The sequence below is a fragment of the Bacteroides pyogenes genome, assembly GCF_014196225.1.
In the GTDB taxonomy this organism is placed as follows: Bacteria; Bacteroidota; Bacteroidia; order Bacteroidales; family Bacteroidaceae; genus Bacteroides; species Bacteroides pyogenes_A.
The window spans coordinates 125,766-140,639 of sequence record NZ_JACIDI010000003.1 but is presented as its reverse complement, the minus strand read 5'-3'; the positions used below and the strand labels follow the sequence as shown (position 1 = coordinate 140,639).

Annotated in this window: 14 protein-coding genes; 1 reads left to right on the top strand and 13 read right to left on the bottom strand. The window is 47.4% G+C overall.

Going from position 1 to position 14,874, the window contains the following annotated elements; genetic code table 11:
• Positions 1–207: 207 nt before the first annotated feature.
• The 3 genes from GGR07_RS02980 to GGR07_RS02970 form a co-directional block, all read right to left on the bottom strand.
• The gene (locus GGR07_RS02980) at positions 208–762 is read right to left on the bottom strand and encodes a hypothetical protein (protein WP_021645461.1); all 555 of its coding nucleotides are present in this window, start codon (positions 760–762) and stop codon (positions 208–210) included.
• A gap of 444 nt (positions 763–1,206) precedes the next feature.
• Complete coding sequence (locus GGR07_RS02975; RefSeq protein WP_034542549.1) at positions 1,207–1,383, bottom strand: DUF4250 domain-containing protein; 177 nt, start codon at positions 1,381–1,383, stop codon at positions 1,207–1,209.
• A 102-nt stretch (positions 1,384–1,485) separates the two neighbouring features.
• Entirely contained in the window at positions 1,486–2,745 is a 1,260-nt protein-coding gene (locus GGR07_RS02970; protein ID WP_034542600.1) for a carboxypeptidase-like regulatory domain-containing protein, read from the bottom strand.
• 168 nt (positions 2,746–2,913) lie between these two features.
• On the opposite strand from GGR07_RS02970, the gene GGR07_RS02965 reads away from it, so the two are divergent.
• Positions 2,914–3,363: a DUF937 domain-containing protein gene (locus GGR07_RS02965; RefSeq protein ID WP_021645456.1), complete on the top strand. Its 450-nt coding sequence runs from the start codon at positions 2,914–2,916 to the stop codon at positions 3,361–3,363.
• A 376-nt stretch (positions 3,364–3,739) separates the two neighbouring features.
• On the opposite strand, the gene GGR07_RS02960 is transcribed toward GGR07_RS02965, so the two are convergent.
• From GGR07_RS02960 to GGR07_RS02915, 10 genes are all read right to left on the bottom strand, one after another.
• On the bottom strand, positions 3,740–4,729 hold the full coding sequence (locus GGR07_RS02960) for a lysylphosphatidylglycerol synthase transmembrane domain-containing protein (protein WP_034542551.1): 990 nt from the start codon (positions 4,727–4,729) through the stop codon (positions 3,740–3,742).
• A 1-nt stretch (position 4,730) separates the two neighbouring features.
• Entirely contained in the window at positions 4,731–5,648 is a 918-nt protein-coding gene (locus tag GGR07_RS02955; RefSeq protein ID WP_122056723.1) for a phosphoinositol dihydroceramide synthase, read from the bottom strand.
• Between the two features lie 31 nt (positions 5,649–5,679).
• The gene (locus tag GGR07_RS02950) at positions 5,680–6,351 is read right to left on the bottom strand and encodes a CDP-alcohol phosphatidyltransferase family protein (protein ID WP_021645452.1); all 672 of its coding nucleotides are present in this window, start codon (positions 6,349–6,351) and stop codon (positions 5,680–5,682) included.
• A gap of 14 nt (positions 6,352–6,365) precedes the next feature.
• Positions 6,366–6,869, bottom strand: a complete 504-nt coding sequence (locus tag GGR07_RS02945; protein ID WP_034542552.1) for a GtrA family protein — start codon at positions 6,867–6,869, stop codon at positions 6,366–6,368.
• The gene (locus GGR07_RS02940) at positions 6,854–7,330 is read right to left on the bottom strand and encodes a phosphatidylglycerophosphatase A family protein (protein WP_034542553.1); all 477 of its coding nucleotides are present in this window, start codon (positions 7,328–7,330) and stop codon (positions 6,854–6,856) included. The genes GGR07_RS02945 and GGR07_RS02940 overlap by 16 nt, the downstream gene beginning before the upstream one ends.
• Positions 7,331–7,630: 300 nt before the next feature.
• Entirely contained in the window at positions 7,631–8,920 is a 1,290-nt protein-coding gene (locus tag GGR07_RS02935; protein WP_034542555.1) for an inositol-3-phosphate synthase, read from the bottom strand.
• A 154-nt stretch (positions 8,921–9,074) separates the two neighbouring features.
• Complete coding sequence (locus GGR07_RS02930; protein WP_034542601.1) at positions 9,075–10,367, bottom strand: sensor histidine kinase; 1,293 nt, start codon at positions 10,365–10,367, stop codon at positions 9,075–9,077.
• Between the two features lie 5 nt (positions 10,368–10,372).
• The gene (locus GGR07_RS02925; RefSeq protein ID WP_027326359.1) at positions 10,373–11,722 is read right to left on the bottom strand and encodes a sigma-54-dependent transcriptional regulator; all 1,350 of its coding nucleotides are present in this window, start codon (positions 11,720–11,722) and stop codon (positions 10,373–10,375) included.
• A gap of 377 nt (positions 11,723–12,099) precedes the next feature.
• A complete protein-coding gene (locus GGR07_RS02920) occupies positions 12,100–13,578 on the bottom strand; it encodes a TolC family protein (protein ID WP_027326361.1) in 1,479 nt (492 codons plus the stop codon).
• Between the two features lie 34 nt (positions 13,579–13,612).
• The gene (locus tag GGR07_RS02915) at positions 13,613–14,866 is read right to left on the bottom strand and encodes an ABC transporter permease (RefSeq protein ID WP_027326362.1); all 1,254 of its coding nucleotides are present in this window, start codon (positions 14,864–14,866) and stop codon (positions 13,613–13,615) included.
• Positions 14,867–14,874 lie beyond the last annotated feature (8 nt).

Genomic DNA, 14,874 nt, shown 5'->3' with positions numbered 1-14,874 from the left:
CATCCGTGCAACGGAAAAGCTGTTATTCCGAAAATAAATATCCGGCAGTAGAAACTCTGCAAGCAAAGCAGCCGCTTCGAAAAGATAATCTCCTTATCCAACCTTTCTTAAATTATGGAGCAAAGGTTGAATAAGGAGATTGCTATATCGTCCTTTCCGACGTATGTGATACGCTACATCGGCTTTTCCGTAAAATTCCTTTCAAGATTACTTACGAAAAGGACAATCTTTCTGTCTTTGACGATATCCGTCTCCCACTCTCTGCCCTCTCCTGCGGTCGTTTTTTTTTCCGAACTTATTCGCACCATTCTTCTCCATCCGGTAAACCTTCATAACCTGCCTCTGAGAAAGAAGTTTGCTGAATTCCCCGTAATATTTTTCGCGTATATCCATCATTTTACGACTTTGGGCAAACTGCTCCTTCAGCAGTTTGGCAATCTCGGCATCAGTCTTTTCGGAAAGCGGTGCAGTGTTGTTGTCAGATGCAAGAGATTTCTTCTTACTTGTTCCGGATATGCCATTTATCGAAACACAGCATTCGTGCAATTCCGTGAGGTATTTTTCGTACACAGGCGCAAATTTTGCAGCCGTAGCATCATCAAGCATCAGAGCTTTTACGGCACGATTTACCTTCATCTTTGTTATTTGCTCCCGGGTAGGAGCTTCTTTTTTCTCTTTATCGCCTTTGTTTTGAGCAAAAACAGATGAGTGCCCCACTATGAAAAGGGCAATTGCCATTACATAAACAATTTTAGTTCTCATAATCTTACGTTTTTTTTAGTTTTAAGATATATTGTTTTCAGAGAAGCTGACGAGCTCTTTCAACTCCTCGTCTGACAAATCACTGTTCCATTCGTTCATCGGCATTCTGAATCCCTGTTCGCGGTTCTATATACAAGTCTGCCGGGTTTGTTCTCCGTTAGTCATTTTTCCCAGGCTTTACCGATTAGAATACAGCAAAGAGAGAAAGTTAAACGGGAAGGAAGATTTTTGTTTTTTATTAACGAATGACTACCTGTTTCCATTCATGCTTTGTTAAGAAACATAACAGAATATATGGAGGGGTAAAATTAAGGGATATGGAGCATACCCAAGCCCCAAAGAAAACAAATAAAAAAACAGAAACAGGAAAAAACGAAATACAGAGTATGATGAGCGTACTCCAACCCGGATGATGCGCTCTCGCAGAAAGTTGAGAAGAAAATATTACCAGAATTTATTATGCTCCGTGCTATATTCAAAGCCGGCGCTTTTCAACCGGCTTACAATATCTTTCCGGTCTACATTCATATCTTCGCAAAGCTCGTCGAGCGAAGAATAACAATCACGCAATTTCGTATTGATAACGCTAAACAGTATCATCGGGTCTTTGGGCAATTCCATAACAAACAGCAATTTTGCTGCAAAAATACAATATTTCGTCCGAAATGTACCAATCAACAAGTTTTTTTACGGCCGATGATTCTCTTCTCCCTGCTTCTTTTATCAGCGGGATCGCTTTTTCAACTTCTCCACTGCATGCTCTAAAGATTCCGTGGGTTCGAGAATATTATAAGCTCCCCAGAAATCGGGATTCCAATATTCGAAAACCTTATCATAAAACACCTGTTTGGAGCCGAAAACTGCTTTGCCGGGTATCACGGAGCGTCCGGCTTCTTTTCTGTCTGTAACCACCATTTCGGTAAGAACGGTGTATCCGGAAGAGAATAACCGCCTTTTCCAATCGCATTTAAAGCGCATTTCATTGCGAATATAATTCAGGTATGTTTTTCCGTCGCGTTCGTTATAAGTAATCAAAAAGCTCACTTCCTGCGGTTTAAACCGCAACCCCAACGGCTTTTTATAAAGAATAGCCTGAATCGCTTTTATCTTATTGCTTATGTCGAGGCTGAATTCCGCACGGGTAAAAGCCAACTTCTCCCGGTCGACATACAATTTGCCGTAAAAGAGGGCGTAAGGCAATATCACTCCGGGCCGGAAACCGATCACATACTGCAAGCGGTTGTCAATCATTACAGGTTCTTCCATCCAGAGGTCATAGTGCTCCAAACTCTCCCGGTTCAGTAAAGCTTCGCTATTCTTCACTATATCGAGATAAAGAGACAGGTTAGGACCTCCTACCACCTTAACGGCCAGCGTATCGCTCAGCTTCGGACTCAACAAACGTCGCCCTTTATCGATCTTAACCTTGTCGAAGTCGGCCGTTCTCTCTTCATAAGACGTTTTAAGAATATCGATCACCGCCTCGGAGATACTGATATACCGCCGCCCCTTCTGCACGGTTTCACGATAGAATCCGGTCAACAAATCATCTTTCGTGCTGTAATTGACGGGGATTTTCTTTATCGCCTCCTCTACCACTGCCCGCGGATTATTCCCGAAAACGACGATCTCATGCAACAGGCTCTCCTGCGGAACCATCCATACCACGATCTCCGATTTCCGGTTTTCTTCCGGAGAGACACGAACATTGCGGTAACCGATATGAGAGAGCTCCAGAACCGGAGCAGTGTCTTCTTTTCTTATCTTCAACGTAAACAGTCCGTCGGCATTGGTCACAGTTCCAATGTGGCTCCCGAAAAGAGAAACATTTACATTCTCCAACGGTTTTTTACTTTGCTTGTCCTTCACCACTCCGGTAACGATAAGATAGCCTTCCATCTCTCCTTGTGCCCATAGATTAACTGTTCCTGTCGATAAAAAGCCCCATATCCACAAAACTAAAAGTATAACAGTGTTCTTCATTTTCATAAGGTTTTAATGGTAGTAACACGCATCATATACTAATATCGCAGAGGTTTATCTCGAATGCAAAAGATGTTAACCCTTTAATATATAAACAATTATTCTTTGCTTTTTTCTTCGTTTTTCATTATCTTTAGCCAATTATTAACACATTAATACAGATAAAGTATGGATTTGAAGAACTTAATTCAATCGGCATTGCCGGAACTCTTGAAAGGAAAAGTCGATATTCCGCAAGGACAGGATGCAAATATTTTCAGCGGTATCACGGATGCAGTAATGGGAGGTCTTAAATCTTCCGCCAAACAAGAAGGCGGAGCGGCAAATATTCTGTCGTTGCTGCAAGGAAAAAGCAGCGCAGGTTCCAGCCCGGTGACGAGCGCCATTCAGAACTTCTTTGCAAGCAACATTGCCGGGAAGCTGGGATTGGGCGAAGGGCTTGCAAACTCTATCAAAGATGCTCTGCCGGCAGTGGTAGACGGCATTGTGAAGAAAGTGGGCGAAGGAAATATCGATACGGCCTCTTTGGTTGCCTCGCTCACAGGCGACAAAGGCGGTATCATGGAGAGTATCAAGAATGCGGCTGGCGGATTGCTGGGAGGGTTTCTGAAGAAATAACCGGAATAATATCACTTTCCCCATATGAAGGGCAGAGAATGTCCGCCGGAAAGCAATGAACGTCTCATCCGGTTCTTTACCTGCCGCAAAGAGTTTGTCCGCCAAAGAGGGAAATGCAGACAAACAGTTTGCATATTTCCTTCGCGTCGCTCCTGATACCGGAACGATGACAAAGGGCTTATCCTCTTTCTTCTGCAGGAAGGATAGACAAGCTGTAGAAGGGCCATAAAAAACACAGCGGGATTTAAAAAAAAGGCGGCGGGCTTTGAAAAAAAGGCGGCGGGCTTTGAAATTAAACACGGTGATGTTTTTTTCAAAGCCCGCCGTGTTTTTTAAAGACTCAAAAGCTTATCTTTATTCTTTCCGGATTCTCAGGCTATTCCTCTTTATTGCCTATCTTCATCAAAGCAAGCCCGACGACAATCCAAAACAACTCCCGTATCCGGGTAATCAAAGCGGCATACACTCCATAAGCTCCTGAAAGGGAAAGTCCGCTCACGGCAAGCGCAAAACCACCCTCACGTCCGCCTAATTGCATAGGCAGAAAAAATAACAAGTTCGCCAACAACGAAGAGAATGCGGCAATCAGAATGCAATTGAGAAAACTTACATCCGTAGTCAGTACATTTAAAATCAACCAAATCTCCAGACAACTCAGCACACGTGCCATATACTCCAACAAAAGAGCTGCGTAAAAACTCCGTTTGTTTTGCTTATGCAAAAGAGCGATCTGGCGGTCGATGCTCTCCAGTTGTGCCCGGTGCGACTCTGCGAAGCGAGCCGCTTTCTTTCTCAGGAAAGGAATCCGGCTGCCCAAGCGGGTGAAAGCCACAGCCATTCCATACCGGTATCCTTTGAGCAAGAGCAGCCCGAGCAGCAAACAAAAGACGGTAATGGTTCCAAGCACGATACCCATTGCCGGACCCACAGAATATAAACAGACATAAAGCAAGACCGAACTGATCCAAAAGCAGAAATGCGAGAAGATATGCGTCATTACGTAGAGTATCACAGACGATGTAGCTCTCTCCAACCCGATGTAGGGTTTGAGTTCCATCACCCGGTAGGGTTCGCCTCCCATCAGCCCGACCGGAGTCACATAATTCAGGGCGAATCCCGTAACAGTATACTTGAAAAGACGCAGAAACGGCACTTTCGATTTACCCCCGCTACCGATAATGACATGCCACGACAAGGTATTGATGAGATAGACGAACAGCCACAGGAACAGGATCAAAGGCAGATAGACTCCCGCTTGCCTCAGATTTACCCAAAGCTCGCGGTAGTCCATATCGAAAGTGAGCAGCATAATCAAAACAGCCACCACGCCAAAAGCCAGAAACAGATTGCGGTATTTATTTTTCATCTCAGCGAATGTAATTGTAGTATGTATCGAAAAAACGCTTGAATCTCTTGCTTTTCATCAATCCTTTTTCAAAAATCAGCATCCCGAGAAGCGCACAGGCCACTCCAAGCACGACATCAATAATATAATGGTGGCAGGAATAAACGGCCGTAGCCCAGATTCCCGCCATAACAACAGCGAAAAGGGCGACCGCATACCATCTGCACCGATGGATAACGGCATAGGCAAGCGCGACCACCATGTATGCCGCATGCAGGGAAGGCACGGCTGCAAACACATTGGCGTTACGCCCGTAAATAGAGCCGAATATATTCATCCCCACCAGCGAATCGAATCTACCGAGTCCCGCCACATTACCCGGAGTATTCAGCATAGGCTCGAACCCGTATTCGATGGCATACCACGGAGGAGCCGCCGGATACAGATAATAGCCCACAAAACCGATAAGGTTGACAAACAGGAACACCATCGAAAACCTCAAATATGTTCTGCGGGCTTTCGTGAGATACAGCCAGACGCCGAACGCTATGGGAACAGGCACCCAGCAAAGATAAAAGATTCCTGCCAGAGCGTCTGCGAACGTCCAATGGCGTATGGCAAAATATTCGCACGGAATGAGCAGATCGCCCTGATACGTTATGCCGAACAGGCTCTTCTCCAAATGATACAACCCGGCCACATCCACCGGGTTAACCTCGTAATTGGGCCATATCCGCATCCAATCGTACGAAATGCCGAACACAGCGAAAGGGAGCAAAGCGACGGCCAGCTTACGGGTAGGCAAACCCAAGAAAAACAACAGCAAGTAAAGCCCTGCCATGAAAATGTGTTCCGCACGAAGTCCGATAAACAGTGCCGTAAGAAGGATGAAAAGCACTGTGCCTATCAATACGATTCCTGTTTCCTTCGGCGATGGCATTTTATTTATTTTCAGCATCATGATCCGCACCTCAGTTATCTTTCTTTTGGCCGTCCGCTTCCAACACTTTACGACAATGATTGATACGCACGAATGCAGTCGCATTGGCAAGAACCGCAATCAGAGTCAGAGGAACAACCAGAATAAGAATAGGATCGAAAGCCGTGACATGACCGAATATGCCCGTAAACAAGGCCCCCAAAGCAGTGAGAACCACCCGTTCGGGGCGTTGCATGACTCCCACCTTGCATTCGATTCCCAATCCTTCGGCACGGGCACGAACATAGCTCACCATCAGCGAGCCGATGAGGGCGATAAACGCGATAACCGAATAAAAGAAGTACCCTTCCATCAGCAGGAAATAACACAAGCCGAAGAAAGTCACCAGTTCGCTGTAGCGGTCGAGCACGGAATCATACAAAGCGCCGAACGCAGAACTCATGTTTCCTACCCGGGCCACGCGTCCGTCCATCATATCGAACAGACCGGCAAAAAGAATAATGCCCCCCGACCATCCGAGATATGAGAAATCTCCGTGTTCGGCATAAATGCTTGCATATACGAGTATGCCGGCTGCCACGGCATTCAAAAGGAAGCCTGCCGTGGTAATGAAGTTGGGAGTAATCCCGATTTTAATCATCCCCTTTATCACCGGGTCGATTATTTTATAAATCAACTGCTGTAAATAGTCTCTGTAGTTCATATTTTATTTTCTGTTTATTTTCTATTTCGTCTTTTAAACAGCCTTTTCGTATGGATGCTTCTATATACGAAAACCCGCTGCATGTTGTAATTCCAGATAAGCGCCACAAGAACCGCCACCGCAAGTTTAGGCATAATAAAGAAGTCGCTGAAGTATAAACTGAGCTTGTCGCGCACCCACGGAATCCTTCCCAGCGACTCGGTCAGCATATAGGTTCCCCATGTATTCAGCAGAATGCTGCAAATCCACACAAGGATAAACTTCACGGCTACGTTCGTCTTCTTCCCTTTCGACTTGAATGTCCATTTGTAATTGATGACACAGTTAAGAATTCCGCCATAGATAGCTCCCGCCAGAGTAGCATACACATAATATACATCAAACAGCCTGACCAGAAGAATCGTTACCAGAAAATCGGCAACCGTAGACATCTGCGCAGAGAGTTGCGCCCGTAAAAACATAAATATCCCGCCCTTACTCGAAATCGTCCGCCCGATCCGCCTCAACCAATCACCCATCTTACTCCTGCCAACAAGATAAAACTGTATAACCCTGCCAAAATATCATCCATCATCACTCCCACTCCTCCGCCAAAGCTCTCCATCTTCCGTATACCCCAAGGCTTGAATATATCAAAGACACGAAACAGGCAAAACGCCCCGAGCACATACCAATACCAATGAGCGTCATCAGGCACTGCCAACAAAGGAATCCATACACCGACCATTTCATCTATCACCACGCGTGAAGAGTCTTCGCCCCAATAAGGCTCCAATTTGTCTGCCGCCCAAATGCCGGCAAAAGTAAATGCTGCGGCAAGAAAAAGGGTAAGCCACCAAAGGAAGGAGTACGCAAGCGAATGATAGAGTATTATCCAAACGACGGAAGCCAGCAACGCCCCGGCCGTACCGGGCGCAACAGGAGAAAAGCCGGCGCCGAAGCCTGTACCTACAAGAACTGGTAGAAAGGGCGGTTTCATTGAAAGTAGGTTTGGAAAAATAAATTATACTAAATAAGCATTATATAGAATAAGTTTTCCGGATGTTGAAAACAAGCAGCCTGTCTCTTATTCTATTATATGCTCTAAATAGAAAAATAAGAAACTGTTTCAATTTTCCATAAAGAATCCACAGCCAATGATTTTCTTATTTTCGTTTATCCATCGAGATTTTTTATGACAATCGTCTCAAACAAAGAACGGGAAAATGGAAACAGTTTCCGAAGAGCCTGTCATGCAAGGCTACACAACAGTATTCACACTTTTCATTCTATATCTACCTTATGCCAGATAGTCCGGTTCTTTTTCACCTATCATTTGGCGCAAAGTTTGCTTCACCATTCTCCACTGAACAAACAAGTCATGTTCGGGTTGATGTTCGAAGTCGTGCATCGGACTCTTGCAGAAGAACGACAGCCAAGTCTGGATGCCGCACATTCCCGCACGCATGGCCAAATCGCTGAACAGCACCAGATCGAGGGCGATAGGCGCAGCCAAAATAGAATCGCGGCAAAGGAAGTTCACCTTGATTTCCATCGGATATCCCATCCATCCGAAGATGTCGATGTTATCCCATGCTTCTTTGTCGTCTTTACGGGGAGGATAGTAGTTGATGCGTACCTTATGATAGACATCGCCATACAAATCGGGGAATTTTTCCGGTTCGAAGATGGTGTCGATGACAGATAGTTTGCTCACCTCCTTCGTTTTGAAGTTGTCGGGATCATCGAGCACTTCACCGTCTCTGTTGCCCAGAATATTGGTAGAGAACCATCCGTTCACTCCCAGCATGCGGGTCTTGAACATGGGGGCCAATACCGTTTTCATCAGAGTCTGCCCGCTCTTGAAGTCTTTTCCGGAGATAGGTACGTTCATCTTCTTGGAGAGTTCCCACATAGCCGGTGTGTCTACACATAAATTGGGAGCTCCCATTACGAACGGAGCGCTTTCGGCAATGGCGGCATAGGCATAACACATACTCGGAGATATGACCTGCGTATTGTTTTCTTTCATCGCTTTTTCCAGAGCAGCCAGTGACATGTGCTCGTCGGAAAGAGGAATATAAATCTCGGTACTTGCCGCCCAAAGCACAACGATGCGCTCGCAGTTGTTGGCAGCTTTAAATTCGCGGATATCCCGGCGGAGTTGTTCTACCATATCCCAACGGGTAGCGGCTTTCTTAACATGCGTACCGTTCAAGCGCTTGGCCCAGTTATGGTCGAAAGCCGCCGGCATCGGTTTGACAGCTTCCAATTCTTCCTTTATACCGATTAAGTCTTTTTCTTTCAGAACTTCTGCATAAATGGCAGCTTCATATGCATTATCAGGAAAAATATCCCAACCACCGAACACGACGTCGCTCAAACAAGCCAAAGGCACTATATCCCTGATTAATTTTTCTTCGTTATTCCGGATACGCATGGTAGCCAACTGTGTGATAGATCCGATCGGCTTTGCCAATCCTTTGCGGGAAGCCAACGTTCCCGCAATCATAGTGGTGGCAACAGCACCACCTACTCCGGCTACCAATACGCCCAAACGTCCGGTAGCAGGTTGAACTCCTTGTTTCATATTTATTCTATTAAGATTAAACTAAATCAATTGCAAATTTAATCTTTATTCAGACAAACGAACACTCAATTCTCTCATAAAGTTTTCAATTAGCAGGATTTAACGTTTGTACACAATTTCATCGGTTCAAACCGATAGCAGCGTTTATGCTTGCCTACGGAAAAACGATACGGAATCTGGTCAGTCCGTCGTCATAAGTACGTAAAGAGAAGTTGCATCCGTGCTTCGTCAGAACCTCGCGGATAAAGATAAGCCCGATGCCTTGTCCATTGGGTTTGGTAGAGAAGAACGGGGTGAAAAGTTTCGATTCGGCTTCTTTGCCGATTCCTTTGCCGTTATCCACGACTTCGATGGTAGCCGGCGAAAGCGTACGAATCACGATTTCACCTCCGTTGCCGATGCTTTCGGCGGCGTTCTTGATGATGTTCACCAGCACCTGCTCGAAAAGAGCCGCATCCATTTTCACGTCAGCCACTCCTTCGTCGATATCCAGACGGATGGCAATGTTCCGTTCGGCGCACATGCCTTCCATAAACCGTTTGCAGGCAAAAACCAGTTCGTTCGGGTTGACAAGCGAGAGCGCAGGCTCGGGAATCTTCACCACGTCGGCAAAGCGGGTAATGAAACGGCTCATGGAGAAACAGCGCTCGGTACACACTCGCATCACATCGCAGATGTCCTCCATCCCTTCGTGCGAAGAGAGTTCCTGATCTATCGTATCCAAAGTGGAAGTAATGCCGGCCGTAGTGTTATTCACCTCATGCGCTATCATACGGATCACCTTTCCGTAGGCTTTCTTCTCAGCTTTCATCACCTCGTCGGTCAGGCTTTCTATGAGATAGAAAGGATGATGAAAACCCCGGTCGATGAAAGAGGAATGGGTGCACTTATAAATATTGGAGTTGTCGAGACGAATGGTAACGGTATTGCCTTTCGGCAAACGGAACAATTCGGCTGCGAGCGGCGAGTCGATTTCATTCAGTTTCTTGCCCGCCGCTTCTTCCGCCCGCACGCCCAGCATCTTCAGAGCCATCGGGTTCAGTTCCGAAACCTCGTAATCGAGAGACGTGATGACAACCCCCATGGGCGAAGCCTTGATCAGCAAATCGAGAAAATGATTCTGCTCGCGCAGGCGGAGACGCTCGTTCTTGAGTTGATCCATCATGCGGTTGAAAATATTGACGATGTGATCGGCTTCATGTTGCCCCACAGGGCTCAATCGGCTGCTGAAATCCTGTTCGCGCAGAAGGTCCATTCCCGTCCCGATAGTCTTCAACGGTTTTACCAGTTTGCGGTAAAAGAGTATCAGATACAGCAGAGTAAAAACGATCAGTCCCTCGCCTGCATAGAAATAGGCACGGGGCATTGCATCCGTCAAGTAGAGGAATAATCCGCAGAGTAGCAGAAGCAGAAAGACGAGTATGAAAAAAAATCCCCTGATGCGCATAAAGGTCAACTGTCTATGTGATACTTCTCAAGACGGCGGTAAAGCGCGGCGCGGCTTATACCCAAAGCTGCCGCTACCTTGCTCAGGTTGCCTTTATGGCATTCCAATGCCCGGAGTATGGTTTGCCGCTCTATCTCATCCAGCGTGAGTCCTTCGGGAAGCGCCTCTCCACCTGTGCCGGAATGTTCGGGACGAATGTACTGCGAATCGAAGTCGGCGGCGTCGAGCAACGGTTTTCCGGTTACCAATATGGTACGTTCCACGAGATTTTTCAGTTCGCGGATATTGCCCGGATAAGGCAAACGGCTCAGGAATTGCAGCGCGTCTGCGGAGAACTCCGTACGGGGCAGAGCGTTCTGTTCGGCTTGCCGGTCGGCAAAATATCTTGCCAGTAAGGGAATATCCTCACGACGCTCGCGCAAGGCGGGAAGTTTCACGGTAATCAGGTTGATCCGGTAGAACAAGTCTTCACGGAAAGTTCTTTCACTTACCATCTTGCGCAGGTCGGCATTCGTAGCGGACACTACGCGGACGTCGGTTTTACGGGGACGACTGTCGCCGAGCACTTCGAATGTCTGGTCTTGCAGAACTCTCAACAACTTCACCTGGCACGAGAAGTCCAGATCGCCTATTTCATCGAGGAAGATCGTTCCTTTATCAGCCATCTCGAACCGTCCCGCACGGTCGGTCACGGCATCGGTGAAAGCTCCTTTTTTATGACCGAACATCTCGCTCTCGAACAGACTTTGCGAAATACCTCCCAGATTTACTTTCACAAACGGACCTTTGGCACGCAGGCTGTTCCGGTGCACCGCTTCGGCTATCAGTTCCTTGCCGGTTCCGCTTTCACCGGTGATGAGTACCGATGCGTTTGTTTTGGCAATGCGGGCGACGGTGTCCAATACCTCCGTCAACTCCCTGCTGCGTCCGATGATTTGCCCCCGGTCGAATGCGACAGACGTCTCGGGCACATCCTCACGCGAAACGCCCGAAAGCTGTAAAGCCGTCTCTATGCGTTGCAGCAGAGCGGCATTGTTCCAAGGTTTGGTAATGAAGTCGAAAGCTCCTGCCTGCATTCCCTGCACGGCAAGCTGTATGCTTCCCCAAGCAGTCATCAGTATCACAGGCACATCCGGACGGAATATCCTGACTTGCCGGAGCAGGGTCAGCCCCTCTTCGCCTGTGGTAGAGAGAGTGAAGTTCATATCCATCAGGATGAGAGACGGAGCCACGGAGCGCACAATCTCCATAGCCTCTTTCGGATTAGAGGCTGTTTGCGGCTCATAGCCCGCCCGTTTCAGCATGAAACTGAGCGAGGAGCGTACGGCACTGTCGTCATCGATAATTAGAATCATGGTATTTGGCATAACAAACAACAAAAATAACAATAAAATTCCACTTTCCCGGACAAGAGTAACAAAAATCACGATCCACGTTTGCGGTTCTGTACAAAGCCTTATTTCCGTTCGGTGATTTTTTATCAAAACAGGATTCAAAACGAACCTTTTTACAGTACATATATACCCACCATGGTAGCCATATATATCCACCACGGTAGCCATATATACTCACCATAGGTAACCATATATACTCACCGCGGTAGCCATATATACATACCACGGCGGATATATATGCTCATCGTGCCGCCCATAGAAAGAGCACTTTATGCCGGATTGCTCCGTTTCAAAAATCCATAAGTTTCTTGAGGTGGTGTCCCCCCGTCCGGGAGAGATTACCTCCGAACGATGTCATCAAAGTCGGCTTCCAATTCCTTTCCGGTGTGGAAGTCCCAAAGCGTGAGACTTCGAATCTGATAGAAATAGTACCAATAATAATAAAGTTCGGAAATACGTTTCTTGCGTGCTTCATCCTTAGAGTTCTGGGCATCGTTCAGATCGAGCGTATTGATTTTCCCTATCAGAAATGTCTCGATGCTCGTTTTATAGCGTTGCCGGGCAATCTTATCCGCCTCTTCGGCAATGCGCAACTGTTGCGCCTGATTATTGAAATGCTCCACCAGCAGAAACACATCTTGATTGAATTTGATCTGTTCCTGACGTATTTTCGAAAGCACCACTTCGCGGTTGCTCTTTGCCACACGCACCTTTCCGCGACGCTTCCCCCAATCGAGAATAGGAATCTTTACTCCCACCTGCACGATTTGGTTATCCTGCAAGTTTTTGTAAACAGCCGGAAAGTCGCGGTGTTCTCCCGTATAACCGATACTGGCAAACAAATCGATACTGCGCAAGTCGCCGCGCGCCGCAGCTACGGCGTAGTCGGCCTCCAATTGCCGGCGCCTGATATTCCGGGCGAACGCATTCCGCTCCAACGCTTTATCCAGCACCAAATTGTACTCCATCAGCACATCGTCCACCGCATCGGGCAGCACGGGACGCAGTTTTTCTTCCTCACCTATCCCCAGAAAAGCGCGGAGCTGAAACATTTTGGCATTCAGGTCGCTGCTTGCCGTAGTCACGGCAGCTTTGGCTTTCAGGTCGGCAAGCTTCAACTGCAACAGCTCGTTTTCGGAGATTTGCCCCATTTCTCGTTTGGCAATCGCCACCTTATATAAATGCTCTGCGTTGGCCTCGTTCTGAGTGGCAGTGACCCACGTTTCTTCCGCCAGCAAAAGGTTGAAATAATAAGTTATGGCACGCATCGTCACCTCCTCCGTTGCCGTAATGAAAGCGGCTTTCGCTTCGGCGTAACGTACCGGTTCAATGCGGCGGTTCCACTTCACCTTGTTCACTCCAAAGACCGGCTGGATGAACTTCAGCGTAACGGGAACCGACATAAAGTGCCGGGAACCCTCCGAACCCAATTGTTTGATGTAATCGAGCGACGAGCTGAGCGACAGTTTACCGCCGGTGAGCCAGATATTCTGATCGACCGACAGATTGCCGGAAAGCCCCAACGTATTGTTGCGGACAAAGCTATACGATCCGTCGGGATTTTGGTACGAGCTGTACGATTTATTATAATTGGGCAGAGTACCCGACAGACTCATTTCGGGGAGTAAATCGGCGCGAAAAGTACGGTACTCCCAATAGGCTGTTTTCAGTTCATTCAACGCCACTGCCGCATCGACCGATTGGAGGCGCGCCATGGCAATCGCCTCACTCAATGTTATCGTCCGCTCCTCTTGTGCCGGGGCCATCCAAGGCAGGCAGCCCATCGCCAAAGCGAGCAGGTTCTTCTTCAAATTCATCATATCGTTATATCTCTTTGTTGTCAACTCTAATCTACTCTTCATGCAAAGCCTCGGCGGGTTGGATGCGAACGGCCTGACGCGCCGGATATAAGATACCGGCCACAATCATCAAAAGCATCAGCAAATAGGTGGCGCCCACTCCCGCAAAGAATCTGAGGAATTCCGCATCCATTGCCTTCTCCGTAAAATCCAGATGCACGAGTATATAGCAAATGACTGCGGCGGGTACGGCTGCCATCGTCAGCAAAGCAATGCCTTCCCTGTTCAATCTCGACCATATCTGCCGACGGTTGGAGCCTACCGCAATGCGAAGTCCGAGTTCGGAACGCCGTTGTTGCGTACGTATCCAAAACGTACCGACGACACCCAGAAAGATATTGGCTAAAAGGAAACTTACAAACCAGAAACGGATACTCACCCGATTGTAACTCCTTTGCTGGAAGTTTTTGCGCACATCAGCGTAATCGTGCACTCCCAGAATAAAAAGGTTGCCTACGCTCAGGTCTCTTTCGGAACGCTTCATCAAATCTTTGGCAAATGTGGAAGCAGTACCGGGCTTCACGCGTAAACAGACTTCCCATTCCCGTGGATAAAGGTCGGCATCCAATTGCGCCAAATCAGCTTCTGTGACAGGATACGCCAAATATCTGTCTCCGGCATTGGCCCAAAAGTCATTGTAACGTATCTTGGCAGAAACCGCTCCTATTTTATAGCTGTGGATAGAATCATCGGTGTACATGAAATTGTTTCCTTTCAGCCTACGGTCGCCGCGATACGAAGCGGGCCAGAAATTCTCGCCGATCACTTTATTCCCGTCTTGCAAAGCCTTCATCAGCTCATGATAGTCGCCCCCATCGGTGCTTTGGTAACGGAATACCTGAAAGAACTCCGGAGTGACCAAACGTTGGAGCACAAAGCGCTCCACGGTATCAATGCGTATATACCCCATGGAGTTGCTTCCGATGTAGGGACGGGAGTTACGGGATGCGGACACCGCCTCCACTTCCGGCAATTGCCGCAGACGGTTCATCAACTCTACAATATCTTCTCCCAATGTCGTTTTCTTGCGATCCTTAGGAATATAAGAGGCTCCGGTTTCGTTCTTTTGGCTGAGTTCCAGATAATAGGTGCCGGTAATATCAAAGCCCACCGGTTCGTAATAAGTACGCGCAGTGATATACATCCAATCTATTACATACCACAAAACCACGAAAACAATCAGCAGTTCCAGCCATAACCAAGCATTGGAACGGCGCTCATTCCACATTTGTTTTAACAATTGCATATCAGTTC

What these genes read in the sequence shown, in the direction of transcription:
- GGR07_RS02930 (WP_034542601.1), bottom strand. Translation starts at nt 10,367, where the DNA reads ATGCGCATCAGGGGATTTTTTTTCATACTCGTCTTTCTGCTTCTGCTA.
- GGR07_RS02940 (WP_034542553.1), bottom strand. Translation starts at nt 7,330, where the DNA reads ATGAAACCGCCCTTTCTACCAGTTCTTGTAGGTACAGGCTTCGGCGCC.
- GGR07_RS02915 (WP_027326362.1), bottom strand. Translation starts at nt 14,866, where the DNA reads ATGCAATTGTTAAAACAAATGTGGAATGAGCGCCGTTCCAATGCTTGG.
- GGR07_RS02945 (WP_034542552.1), bottom strand. Translation starts at nt 6,869, where the DNA reads ATGGGTGATTGGTTGAGGCGGATCGGGCGGACGATTTCGAGTAAGGGC.
- GGR07_RS02950 (WP_021645452.1), bottom strand. Translation starts at nt 6,351, where the DNA reads ATGAACTACAGAGACTATTTACAGCAGTTGATTTATAAAATAATCGAC.
- GGR07_RS02925 (WP_027326359.1), bottom strand. Translation starts at nt 11,722, where the DNA reads ATGATTCTAATTATCGATGACGACAGTGCCGTACGCTCCTCGCTCAGT.
- GGR07_RS02975 (WP_034542549.1), bottom strand. Translation starts at nt 1,383, where the DNA reads ATGGAATTGCCCAAAGACCCGATGATACTGTTTAGCGTTATCAATACG.
- GGR07_RS02920 (WP_027326361.1), bottom strand. Translation starts at nt 13,578, where the DNA reads ATGAATTTGAAGAAGAACCTGCTCGCTTTGGCGATGGGCTGCCTGCCT.
- GGR07_RS02960 (WP_034542551.1), bottom strand. Translation starts at nt 4,729, where the DNA reads ATGAAAAATAAATACCGCAATCTGTTTCTGGCTTTTGGCGTGGTGGCT.
- GGR07_RS02980 (WP_021645461.1), bottom strand. Translation starts at nt 762, where the DNA reads ATGAGAACTAAAATTGTTTATGTAATGGCAATTGCCCTTTTCATAGTG.
- GGR07_RS02970 (WP_034542600.1), bottom strand. Translation starts at nt 2,745, where the DNA reads ATGAAGAACACTGTTATACTTTTAGTTTTGTGGATATGGGGCTTTTTA.
- GGR07_RS02955 (WP_122056723.1), bottom strand. Translation starts at nt 5,648, where the DNA reads ATGCCATCGCCGAAGGAAACAGGAATCGTATTGATAGGCACAGTGCTT.
- GGR07_RS02935 (WP_034542555.1), bottom strand. Translation starts at nt 8,920, where the DNA reads ATGAAACAAGGAGTTCAACCTGCTACCGGACGTTTGGGCGTATTGGTA.
- GGR07_RS02965 (WP_021645456.1), top strand. Translation starts at nt 2,914, where the DNA reads ATGGATTTGAAGAACTTAATTCAATCGGCATTGCCGGAACTCTTGAAA.